Origin of the sequence: Vogesella mureinivorans, assembly GCF_007644035.1 — a bacterium.
Taxonomy (GTDB): Bacteria; Pseudomonadota; Gammaproteobacteria; order Burkholderiales; family Chromobacteriaceae; genus Vogesella; species Vogesella mureinivorans.
The window spans coordinates 1-268 of record NZ_VMTV02000176.1 but is presented as its reverse complement, the minus strand read 5'-3'; the positions used below and the strand labels follow the sequence as shown (position 1 = coordinate 268).

At 66.4% G+C, this 268-nt stretch carries 1 protein-coding gene; it reads left to right on the top strand.

Features of this window, described 5'->3' with window-relative positions:
- Positions 1–268 (top strand): class I fructose-bisphosphate aldolase (locus FLQ44_RS06370; protein ID WP_147693593.1); only part of this gene is annotated, 268 nt, incomplete at both ends.

The following is a 268-nucleotide window of genomic DNA, read 5'->3' as shown; positions in this document are numbered from 1 at the left end:
CACCATTTCCGACGACACGCCCTCGGGCAGCTGCATCGAGGCCAACACCCACGCCCTGGCGCGCTATGCCGCGCTGTGCCAGGAGCAGGGCATCGTGCCGATGGTCGAGCCCGAGGTGCTGATGGATGGCGCCCACGACATCGAGACCTGCTACGAGGTCACCGAGGCGACCCTGCGTTCGCTGTTCGGCGCGCTCTACGAGCAGAACGTGCTGATCGAGGGCACCATCCTCAAGGCCAGCATGGTCGTCTCCGGCAAGGACTGTCCG